The sequence below is a fragment of the Desulfobacterales bacterium genome (assembly GCA_029211065.1).
In the GTDB taxonomy this organism is placed as follows: domain Bacteria; phylum Desulfobacterota; class Desulfobacteria; order Desulfobacterales; family JARGFK01; genus JARGFK01.
In genome coordinates this window covers 19,775-29,663 of record JARGFK010000058.1, presented here as the reverse complement: position 1 = coordinate 29,663, position 9,889 = coordinate 19,775, and the positions used below count along the sequence as shown (strand labels likewise).

Below are 9,889 nucleotides of genomic sequence, written 5' to 3'. Positions count from 1 at the left end.
ATTCTGGATTCCGGGTCGAGCCCGGAATGACAAAAAATCTTTGAACTCTGTTTTCTTTAATTGCGACACACCCTCTTCGGCGGGGGAGGACCAGGTTTTTCGTGTTAGAATAAAGACGGCCCGCGCAACCCGCCGCCTACCATCCGCCGGAGGCTCCGCCGCCGCCAAAGCCGCCGCCGCCCCCTCCCCCGAAACTGCCGAAACCGCCACCGAACCCGCCGCCGCCGCCCCAATGCCGGCTGCGCCCGCCCATTGAAGAAAACAGGAAAAATAATAAAAAGGCCTTCGGGTTCCTTATAAAAGCAATCAGTAAGACGATAAAAATCAGCAGCGCAAAAACGGTATTAAAGATGCTGTCGGATTTGTCCGGCTTCCCGGCTCCCTCCGACTTCGGCAGACCGGTGATGGGCAGTCCGGTGATGGCAACACCGTCTGCTCCGGCAATTTTCCAGGTCAATGCCAGCGCTGCCGCAAAAATCCCCTTTGAGTAGTCCCCTTTTCGAAAATACGGAACGAGATGATCCCGGCCGACACTGCCGACAAAACTGTCCGGCAGGACACCTTCGAGGCCGTAACCGACCTCTATCCGGTACTTGCGGTCTTTAACGGCCACCAGCAACAAAAGACCGTTGTCCTTTCCTTTCCGGCCGAGCTTCCACTTCTCATGGGCCACCTTTAAGGCCGCATCTTCAATCGACTCGCCTTCAAGGCTCTCGATGGTCAGAATGACAAACTGTGCGGTTGTTTTCTGTTCCAACTCCTGCATATATCCATTTAATTTCGTTTCCGTTTCCGCATCGATAATCCCGGCTAGGTCCACGACATATCGCGCCGGTCTTTCCGGAACCGTTACGCCCTCTGCCGGAGATGCCGCTGCCAGCAATAGCCATCCCAGGGCGATTAAAATGATCGGTTTATGCAACAGCCGCATCAATAATCTCCCCCAGCTTCTCGGTCGCATGGTAGTAGTCTCTGAAAAGCGCATCCAGCTCTTCCAGGGACAAACGGCTTCTTTCTTTTTTATGTCGCAATACTCTCTGAAACGCCCCGATATCGATTTTGGTCATTTCCTGCAGCGCCGCGAGGACCTCTTCGTTGCTGCCGGGAGGCGCTTTGCCCAAGAGGAAAATAACAGCCCTGCATAAAGGGATGTATGCGGGGATGGATGAAATAATGTTTTCCGAGAGCACCTTGCGGTCTCCGGCCGACCGGATATAGGCCTGCCTGAGGCCCATCAGTTTTACCTTGAGTTCGCGCTCGCACTGATACCGGAGATCGGTTCGCTCGATTTTGATATCCTGAAAGATATCCTCACCCAAAACTTTATGATGAAGCTGTTTCAGGTTTAAGAATTCAATCGGAAATACATCCAGCGACCTTTTGATGTAATCCGGCGTCATGATCAGCGGCGCTGCAATTCCCTTTTTGCCGTACTTCTTGCCCAGGGGGGCCAAGACGGAAAGAAATTGCAGGTCCATCCGGTTTAAAACAAAAACAGAATTAATGTCCGAAAGCTTGGGGTCAAAATCCGCTGTGAGAAGACTGCCGGTGATATAAACGGAGTGCAGCGGATGCCGATATTCGGCCAGGACTTCCTCAAGAAACAATTTGAACGACTTCATTGTCTTATCATCTAAATGATCGTCATGCATATAATCCTCCCCGGCTGTTTGCCCGCTTAGCCGGAACAAAACGCTTGATTTGCCTGAGATGTCGCCGGAAGTTCATCCCGGAAACAAGTCCGGCATTATCCCATTAATCTTATCCCATTCTTTTTTCTATTCCTTATCATATTTTTGATGCAGCTGCAGGGTATAAAGGGTTGCCCCCACCGGTGCAAAGGACAGCAAGACAAGGTTGAGCACCGGCACCAGAAACAGCAGGCCGAACCCCAGGTGAAAGGGTATGGTTTTCAGCAGACAGACAAACCGTTTTTTAAACGGCTCCCGCCGCCGGGCAGGGATAATATCCGTGTTATCCCAGGCGATAAAAATAACGGCAACCGCCGGGCCGATGATGGTAAAAACCGGTCCCAGCGGCGTCAGCCAGCCCAGTGCCATCAGGACCAGCGACAACAAAACCGGCAGGACGGCTCTTGGGATTTCCTGCCAGATCAAAAAAAGGAACTGCTGCCAAATGGGTACGCCGGCAGGCTCTTTTGCCCGGCCGCTGATCATTTGTTCGGTAATGCGGGACATATAGTCCATTATAATTGCGTTGAACAGGATTTGGGAAACAAGATAGGAAATGATGGCCGCCAGCGCCACCAGCACTCCCGTAAAAATCCATGACAGCAAATGCCAAAGCCACAGAATCCATAGGCTTTCAGGCTTCGCCCATAAGAGGTTCATGATTTCCTGATGATAAAAAAGCAGCAGCCCGACGCCCAAACCGGTCAGAATGACCACCGCCACAAACCGCACCAGGCCCAGGACCAGCAGTTTCGGCGTTTTAAGCCCCATCCAGAGGCCCTTCAGGTTAAATTTTATTCCGTTTAATATGCCCATCAGCAGCACCAGCCTTGTTTACCCTGTTATTAGCCTTTTTTCTATACCTTGTCATGTTTTTATTCAATCGGCCTTTACAATCCAACTAATTTATGAATTATAGACCCTGAATCTTGCATGAAATAAGAAACCCGACAGGAGGTCAAACAATGAACGAAAATCCGCCCACCCGGCAGCAGGCATGGGATCTGCTCCGGCAGTACAATAAAAGTGAAAGCCTGGTCCGGCATGCACTGGCGGTGGAGGGTGTGATGCGATATTGTGCCCGCAAACGCGGAGCGGACGAAGAAAAATGGGGCATTATCGGGCTGATCCACGATCTCGATTATGAACAGTTCCCCGAAGCGCACTGTCAAAAAACCGAGGCAATCCTCAGGGAAAACAACTGGCCGGATGACTATATCCGGGCAGCCATCAGCCATGGCTGGGGAATCTGTTCGGACGTCGAACCCCAATCCGAACTTGAAAAGGTGTTATATGCCATCGACGAGCTCACCGGACTGGTGGCGACTTCGGCACTGGTGCGACCGTCTAAAAGCGTTCTGGACATGGCCGCCAAGTCCGTAAAGAAGAAGTGGAAAGACAAGCGCTTTGCCGCCGGCGTGGACCGAACCATCATTGAGCGCGGCGCCCAGATGCTCGGCATGGAGCTGACCGATCTGATCACCGACACCATCATGGGGATGCGGGATGTCGCCGAGGAGATCGGTTTAAAGGGAACGTGTCCATAAACAAACCGGCGCGTGCTATTTATGTGTGTTTGTGTTATATAGTCACTTTACGGCTAAAGCACGTTCTATATTTTATTGAATTGACAATGTCACTCAACTTTGCCAGGAACATTCGCTTAAAGATAGTCTTGGAATTTTTTAAGATAGGTTTAATGAAAATCCATATATTGCGACCGAAAAATTATTTGCGTATCGTCCGGCAGGTCCTCATCCTGCTGCTGATCATTAACGGCTCATGGCTGATTGCTCCCGCTTACGCCACGAATGACCTTCAGGAAACCAAACTCCCGGACAGCCTTTCACCCGGCCTAAACTACCTGATAGATCTGGTTGGCCCCGGCAGCCGGAATTCTTTTGAACCCGATCGAATTGCCGAGGTTCTATCCTTTGTCCAAAAGCCCAAAAACCGTTCCGGGCTTCATTATACCGACACGTTGTTCGAAGCCGATTCGGCCTATTACGAATTTGATATTTTTGCGGACCTCGTTCAAGTTCTGAAGCTGTCCCACAACCCGGACATCCCCTCTTTTCTGTTGATGCCTTCATCCGTCCGGCTGTCTTACTGGACCGAAATAAATGGCCGCCAGGAACCCCTGCCGCGTATGTGGCGGCTGCTGCCGGATCTGAAGCAGGCCGCGATTGTAAAAGGAATCGAGCACATTGAAAACACACCGGATATTTTCAGCGGCGCCTATTATCAATATGATCTCCACCGCACACTGATTCTTTTTAAATATCAGGGACGCAATATCTTTGTTTCGATTTCAAAACAGACCGGCACCTCCGATGTCGGCCGCAAGGGTCTGGTGCTGGGATCCGATGATGCCTGGAATTATCTGTATTCCGATCGGAAAGGATTGAACAAGGCCGGTTTGGGCTGGGTAAGCTCCTATATGTATGATTCATTTGCCGTTACCGTCTATGATGAAGTTGAGCCCGGCAAGCCGCTGGTTCGCTGCGGGATTTTCAAATGGATCCGCGCAGGGTGGGCAAAATTGAATGTGGTCAACAACCGTCACATTTACAGCGGCCTTGACCGCTACGCAAAAACGTTTAAGGAAATCATCGAACATCCGTTTTTGCCGGGACCGGTTGAGTTGGAACAGCTTTTCGCGAAGATTGAAAAAGTTTCCGATCAGGAGCTAAGAAGCCAAACCAAAACATTTTTTAATGCCCTGAAAGCGCAATATGTCAACGATGATCAACTCTCCAAGGAATGGGTTGTCGACATCCTCGACAACGACCGGTATGTGGCCCAGATGACAAGCGAGGAGATGAAATCCATTATGGTGGTGCAGGCATTGAAAAAAATCCTTCGCAAAAAATTCATCGTGCTGAAAAAAAACCAGTCCCCCTGAAAGCGGGATTGAAAGCAGGTTCATATACTCGACTTAACCCATGAGTACCGATCACACCCTTGCAGGCTTCATCCCCCCGTTTTATCTGCGCAGCGCCATGTTGCAGAGCTTTCTGGGAAGCAATCGGCCCGGTCGCCGGCGCGCCGGCCCCATGATTTCTTCCGCCAGGCCCCTCATCATCGACACCGAAGGGGGCGTAAGGCTCAGCGGCGCCCTGTCCCTGTCGGCGGCAGCACCCGCCCGGGGGCTGATGATATTATTGCATGGATGGGAAGGCAGTATCGATTCTTCTTATGTGACAGCCACGGCACAACATCTTTTTCATCACGGTTTCAGCATTTTCCGGTTGAATTTTCGCGATCACGGAAATTCGCATTCTCTCAACAAGGGCCTGTTTTACGCCACCTTGCTGGATGAGGTCTATCAGGCCGTAATGACTGCCGCCCGCATAACCCCCGGCATCCCTGTATTTTTGTGCGGCTTTTCCCTGGGCGGCAATTTTGCACTGCGCATCGCGCGCAAATGGTCCCTCACACCGCCAAGGGATATCGACCTTAAGCATGTCATTGCCATCAGCCCTGTCCTGGATCCATCCAAGGCCACCGACGCAATTGACAACCACCGCATTATCCGGCGCTATTTCCTGAAAAAGTGGCAGCGCTCCCTGGAGATGAAACAGCAGCTGTTCCCGGAGCGCTATGACTTCACCGAGATCCTGGCGCTGTCCAATATTCGGCAGATGACCGAGAAACTGTTGCGCCGCTATTCGCCGTATCCAAATGCCGCAGCATACTTTGCCGGCTACACCCTTTGCGGCCGCGACCTGGAAGCCATATCGATCCCCACCACCATCATCACGTCAAAAGACGACCCCATCATTCCGGTTGAAGATTTTTATCATTTGTCCGCCCACAAACACCTTCGTCTGATGATTCATCTTTACGGCGGTCACAACGGATTCATCACCAACTGGCGCGGACGCACCTGGTATGAACGCTACTTGCTGGATGTGGTAGATTAAAATTGCCCGTTTTACGCAGACAGACCCTGGTCCAACGCGTCCTTTACCTTGGTAAGGAACTGGCGGGTTGTCAGCCAGGCTGAACCGCCGGCCAGCGTCGCCAGGTCCCGGGTCATGTGTCCGGCTTCGATTGTTGCGGCACAGGCCCCCTCCAGGGTTTCTGCAAAATGTTGCACCTCCGGCGTATCGTCATACAAACCCCGATAATAAATGGCGCGCGTCCAGGCAAAAAGCAGGGCCACCGGATTGGTGTAGGTTTCGCGCCCGGCCTGGTGCTCACGAAAATGGCGGGTAACGGTTCCATGGGCCGCTTCGGTAAGAACCGTCCGGCCGTCCGGCGTCAGCAGCATGGAAGACATCAAACCCAGGGACCCGAATCCCGCCGCCACCATGTCCGACTGAATGTCGCCGTCGTAATTCTTGCAGGCCCAGACAAACCCCCCTGAGGATTTGATCGCAAAAGCCGCCAGCTCATCCACCATGCGATGTTCGTAGAAGATTCCCTTCTTTTCAAACTGTTTCTGAAATTCATTTTCGTAGACCGCCTGAAATGTGTTTTTAAACAGGCCGTCGTAGTGTTCCAGCTCCGTGTTTTTGGTTCCCAGGTAGACCGGATAACCCCTTTCAAGACCAAAATTCATGCAGGAGCGCGCAAACCCCCGCACAGAGTCTTCGGTGTTGAAAATTCCCAGGGCGGCACCCGGACCCTCGATGTCGCAGACTTCAATCTCATTGGGTTCCCCGCCGTCCCGGGGCACATATTTTAAAAACACCTTGCCCCCGCGGGGCAGGGTCATATCAGCCCCGCCGAAGAGGTCGCCAAAGGCGTGCCGCGCCACAATAATGGGGTTTTTCCAGCCCGGCACCACCCGGGGGATGTTTTTGAAAATGATGGGCTGCCGGAAAAGCGTCCCGCCGATCTGGTTGCGGGTGCCGCTGTTGGGGGACTTCCAGGCTTTTTTAAGGCCGAACTCCTTTACACGGGCCTGATCGGGATTGATCGCGGCACATTTGGCCCCCACCCGGTATTTCTTGATGGCATCGGCCGCTTCAACCAGAATACGGTTTTCGGTGGCATCGCGGTTCTGGACATGATAATCGAAGTATTTCAGATTAATATCAAGATAAGGCAATATCAGCAGTTCCTTGATCCAGCCCCACATCACCCGCGCCATTTCATCGCCGTCGAGCTCCACCACCGGGTTTTTAACTTTTATTTTTTTCATGTTTTTCTCCATTCAGTTGTATCATTATAGACAGATATGATGGTTTTCATAAATATTTTCCCATTGAAACGCGAACGTCCGGCAGCTGGAACGCCGGGTTATTTTAGTCCGACCCCCAAATAATCCTTAATTTTCTGTAAAACCGGCTTGCGGACGCGAACGGTCAGATACAAATCCCCGTCGGAAGCGCCCCCTTTTCCGTCGGATCCCATACCGGCCAGGCGAATGAGCTGCCCGTCCCTGATTCCTGGGGGAATCTTAACCACCAGTTTTTTGGATTGTTCTTTCAAATAATAGGCATACGGCCCGCCCTGCCGGGCCATTTCAGGGGTTATCTGAATCTTATCCTGCCGATCCTTTCCCTTTTCAGGGAGCCTGACGCCGCCGATTTTTTCCAAAAGAAATTTAGACAGCTTTGTCAGAGATCCCGGTGCGGCCATCCGCTTCCGGCCCGCTCCCGGCCTGTTTATCCCGCCGGAAAAAATAAAGCCCCTGGCGGAAAACCCCGGACGTTTAAACTCAAAGCTGCGGTAGCCCTTGCCGTAAAATTCCTTAAAAACATCATCACCGCCCCTTAGGCCGAAGGACCGGGCCATTTCTTCAAAAATCTGATGAATATCCGAACCCTTGAAGATGTCCTGCTCGTTGTAGCTTTGCCTGAACTGATGATAAGCGGACGGCCCGAACTGTTGCCGCAGCCGGTCGTATTCCTGCCTTTTGTGCGGGTGGGACAAAACCGCATAGGCTTCATTTACCGCTTTCATTTTCTCCGCACTGGCGGCATCCCCCTTGTTCCTGTCCGGATGATATTTAAAGGCCAGGGTCCGATAGGCCGCTTTAATCTGCGGCAGTTCCGTGTCGGTGTCTACTCCCAGAATGGTATAATAGTCTTGCGCTGCCACTGTGTTTATTTCCGGCACCCGTTTTTTAAGCTGGTAATTGCGGCGCCCCTTTCTATTTACACTTTTATTTTTAAGATTATCTTATACTATAATGCATGAACCCTGAAATAAAAAGAGGTGTCACGATGGCTCTAAAAGCCCCCCTTATCATCCGCTGCGCCGACTGTGGCGCCAGCAATAAATTGCCCCCTGAAAAAGCCGGACTGTCGGCAAAGTGCGGAAAATGTGGTTCCGTTCTCAAAAATGACGCTGCCCGGGCTGCCCCGGCGGACGTGTTCCTGCTCCGGTGTACCCAGTGCGGGACAAAAAACAGACTCCCCACTGAACACATCAAGTCCGGCGCCAAATGCGGGAAATGCAAGGTTCCCTTACAAACGGCGGATTTGTTTAACGGGGAAGCGTTAATGATAACCGACAGTAATTTTGATATGAAAGTGACTAAATCCCCGCTGCCGGTACTTCTGTTTGCGTGGGCGCCGTGGTGCCCCTCCTGCCGCACGTTCATCCCCATAATCGACAACTATGCCGCTGTCGCCAGTGGCAGGGTCCGGGTGGGCAAGCTCAACGTTGATGCCAACCCCGGCCTGTCCTCAAAATTCAATATACTCAGCGTCCCCTTTGTCTTTATTTTTGACAACGGCCGGCTGAAAGAAAGCATGCCGGGGGCGATGCAACAGCATGAGATCATGATGAAAATGGCGCATTATCTTTGATGGGATTTTATTTTTTGGCGAACCCGTTCCAGGACTTTGGCTTCGGAAACAATGTTCGGGTTATCACTCCTGCTGCCTGTGCGTTTCAGCCGTCACCTCGACTTCGATGAGTTTTCCCTCGGCAGAATAGCCCTCGACGGCTGCGGTCTCCACCCGGGCCAGGGGCGCTTTCACCCACTTTGAAAATCCCTTTTTCAATATTCCGATTTTCTGGCCGCGCTGCAGATAGCATGACACGTTCACCACTTCTTTCCAGCTGCTGCCGGCTTCCGTCAGGATCCCTGTTATTCGGGGAAGAATTTCATCCAGCTGGTCTTCCAGGGTGGGGAGAACCACCGTTTTTCCCGCCAGAACCAGAAGTGAGTCATAAACCAGATAATTGATGGGCTTGCGGGGAGGGACGTTTTCAACGATTAATTTTTCTATATTCGGCACCGACGGCCGCAGTGCGATCAGATCCAGGCCGACCCGGGCCCCTGATGCAAAATGGCCGGGCATGATATAGCTGGAAGTTGCCGCCCGCGCCTGATCCACATTATATTTGGCGCGGACATCGCTTCCCAGATCGCGGCTCTTGCGGTCCGCCGCCCAGAGTCGGGTACGGATCGTATGATCAAGGGTGAGGCTTTCTTCCTGTAGTTCCGCCTTAACGCGGCTAAAAATACTTTCCATTTCATCCGCCGCATTTCCAACGCTCTGGCCCTCACATGAGATAAAGACAAACTCTCTACCGAGCCACTGCACAATCTCCTTGCGCATGCCGATGTCTTTCATAAGTTCTCCCTGCTAAACGTTGCCCTGAAGTTGCACAAAAAACGTGACAAGGTATAACAAAAGAAGGTGTTCCGGCAACAATAAACAGAACAAAAACGCCGCCTGCCCGGGCACGATGTAGCATAACGCCCCCTTGATTACAAACGAATTTAACGGGGTGTTGAAAAACTGCCGGTCAATTATCGCTGCAACCATTGTATTCGCTGATCATCTCCATAATTTTTTGAAGCGGCGGTTTTCCCTCCCTGTCCAAACAGCGCCTTTCAAACTGCTGCCACATCGCCCGATCGACACCCGGCAGCTCGATATCAACCGTTTCAGGCGTCTTTATCTCCGTTTCTGCTTCTGCCGGCGCCTCGGCGGTCTCATCCTGAAAGCTGAAATACATATAGACAGTCTCGCCCTTACGGACCATGTTGCCTATTTCAGCAGGCGACAACGCATCTGTCTTTCCCTCTTTCAGGGTAATGGTCCCGAGCCTGGCCATATCCAGGATCGTTTTATCGAAAACTTTCGGGTAAAGCCCGGCGTTTATCCTGACTTTATCGAGCCGGTAGGAATCGTCTTCCCCCAGCATGGCAGCCGCTTCCCTGATCTTTTTTTCAGCTTTTTTTCTCATTGGGCATCCATACAAAAACCCCGCCCGAAAATGTGACG

Annotated in this window: 11 protein-coding genes; 4 read left to right on the top strand and 7 right to left on the bottom strand. The window is 51.9% G+C overall.

The genetic code is table 11. The annotated features are described in order from the left end of the window. Positions 1-136: 136 nt before the first annotated feature. The 3 genes from P1P89_13595 to P1P89_13585 form a co-directional block, all read right to left on the bottom strand. Complete coding sequence (locus P1P89_13595; protein MDF1592544.1) at positions 137-931, bottom strand: TPM domain-containing protein; 795 nt, start codon at positions 929-931, stop codon at positions 137-139. Beyond that, a complete protein-coding gene (locus P1P89_13590) occupies positions 915-1,652 on the bottom strand; it encodes a hypothetical protein (protein MDF1592543.1) in 738 nt (245 codons plus the stop codon). Before P1P89_13590 ends, P1P89_13595 begins: the two co-directional genes overlap by 17 nt. Before the next feature lie 126 nt (positions 1,653-1,778). Beyond that, the gene (locus tag P1P89_13585) at positions 1,779-2,507 is read right to left on the bottom strand and encodes an EI24 domain-containing protein (protein ID MDF1592542.1); all 729 of its coding nucleotides are present in this window, start codon (positions 2,505-2,507) and stop codon (positions 1,779-1,781) included. A gap of 149 nt (positions 2,508-2,656) precedes the next feature. Between P1P89_13585 and P1P89_13580 the strand changes: the two genes are divergently transcribed. The 3 genes from P1P89_13580 (at position 2,657) to P1P89_13570 (ending at position 5,617) form a co-directional block, all read left to right on the top strand. Beyond that, on the top strand, positions 2,657-3,238 hold the full coding sequence (locus P1P89_13580) for an HD domain-containing protein (protein MDF1592541.1): 582 nt from the start codon (positions 2,657-2,659) through the stop codon (positions 3,236-3,238). Between the two features lie 152 nt (positions 3,239-3,390). Continuing rightward, positions 3,391-4,596, top strand: a complete 1,206-nt coding sequence (locus P1P89_13575) for a hypothetical protein (GenBank protein MDF1592540.1) — start codon at positions 3,391-3,393, stop codon at positions 4,594-4,596. A 40-nt stretch (positions 4,597-4,636) separates the two neighbouring features. Further along, a complete protein-coding gene (locus tag P1P89_13570; GenBank protein ID MDF1592539.1) occupies positions 4,637-5,617 on the top strand; it encodes an alpha/beta fold hydrolase in 981 nt (326 codons plus the stop codon). A gap of 11 nt (positions 5,618-5,628) precedes the next feature. Here P1P89_13570 and P1P89_13565 read toward each other — a convergent pair whose 3' ends face one another. Further along, positions 5,629-6,843 carry an NADP-dependent isocitrate dehydrogenase gene (locus P1P89_13565; GenBank protein ID MDF1592538.1) on the bottom strand — a complete coding sequence of 405 codons (1,215 nt, stop codon included), beginning with the start codon at positions 6,841-6,843 and terminating at the stop codon, positions 5,629-5,631. A gap of 98 nt (positions 6,844-6,941) precedes the next feature. Next, positions 6,942-7,745 (bottom strand): DnaJ domain-containing protein, encoded by an 804-nt coding sequence (locus P1P89_13560; GenBank protein ID MDF1592537.1) that lies wholly within the window; start codon positions 7,743-7,745, stop codon positions 6,942-6,944. Positions 7,746-7,870: 125 nt separating this feature from the next. Here P1P89_13560 and P1P89_13555 point away from each other — a divergent pair, with 125 nt between their 5' ends. Continuing rightward, positions 7,871-8,458, top strand: a complete 588-nt coding sequence (locus P1P89_13555; GenBank protein MDF1592536.1) for a thioredoxin domain-containing protein — start codon at positions 7,871-7,873, stop codon at positions 8,456-8,458. A gap of 63 nt (positions 8,459-8,521) precedes the next feature. Here the strand turns inward: P1P89_13555 and P1P89_13550 are convergent, their stop codons facing one another. Next, positions 8,522-9,232 (bottom strand): RidA family protein, encoded by a 711-nt coding sequence (locus P1P89_13550; GenBank protein ID MDF1592535.1) that lies wholly within the window; start codon positions 9,230-9,232, stop codon positions 8,522-8,524. Between the two features lie 175 nt (positions 9,233-9,407). Further along, the gene (locus P1P89_13545; protein MDF1592534.1) at positions 9,408-9,851 is read right to left on the bottom strand and encodes a hypothetical protein; all 444 of its coding nucleotides are present in this window, start codon (positions 9,849-9,851) and stop codon (positions 9,408-9,410) included. Positions 9,852-9,889 lie beyond the last annotated feature (38 nt).

What these genes read in the sequence shown, in the direction of transcription:
- P1P89_13555 (MDF1592536.1), top strand. Translation starts at nt 7,871, where the DNA reads ATGGCTCTAAAAGCCCCCCTTATCATCCGCTGCGCCGACTGTGGCGCC.
- P1P89_13570 (MDF1592539.1), top strand. Translation starts at nt 4,637, where the DNA reads ATGAGTACCGATCACACCCTTGCAGGCTTCATCCCCCCGTTTTATCTG.
- P1P89_13590 (MDF1592543.1), bottom strand. Translation starts at nt 1,652, where the DNA reads ATGCATGACGATCATTTAGATGATAAGACAATGAAGTCGTTCAAATTG.
- P1P89_13550 (MDF1592535.1), bottom strand. Translation starts at nt 9,232, where the DNA reads ATGAAAGACATCGGCATGCGCAAGGAGATTGTGCAGTGGCTCGGTAGA.
- P1P89_13595 (MDF1592544.1), bottom strand. Translation starts at nt 931, where the DNA reads ATGCGGCTGTTGCATAAACCGATCATTTTAATCGCCCTGGGATGGCTA.
- P1P89_13565 (MDF1592538.1), bottom strand. Translation starts at nt 6,843, where the DNA reads ATGAAAAAAATAAAAGTTAAAAACCCGGTGGTGGAGCTCGACGGCGAT.
- P1P89_13575 (MDF1592540.1), top strand. Translation starts at nt 3,391, where the DNA reads ATGAAAATCCATATATTGCGACCGAAAAATTATTTGCGTATCGTCCGG.
- P1P89_13580 (MDF1592541.1), top strand. Translation starts at nt 2,657, where the DNA reads ATGAACGAAAATCCGCCCACCCGGCAGCAGGCATGGGATCTGCTCCGG.
- P1P89_13545 (MDF1592534.1), bottom strand. Translation starts at nt 9,851, where the DNA reads ATGAGAAAAAAAGCTGAAAAAAAGATCAGGGAAGCGGCTGCCATGCTG.
- P1P89_13585 (MDF1592542.1), bottom strand. Translation starts at nt 2,507, where the DNA reads ATGGGCATATTAAACGGAATAAAATTTAACCTGAAGGGCCTCTGGATG.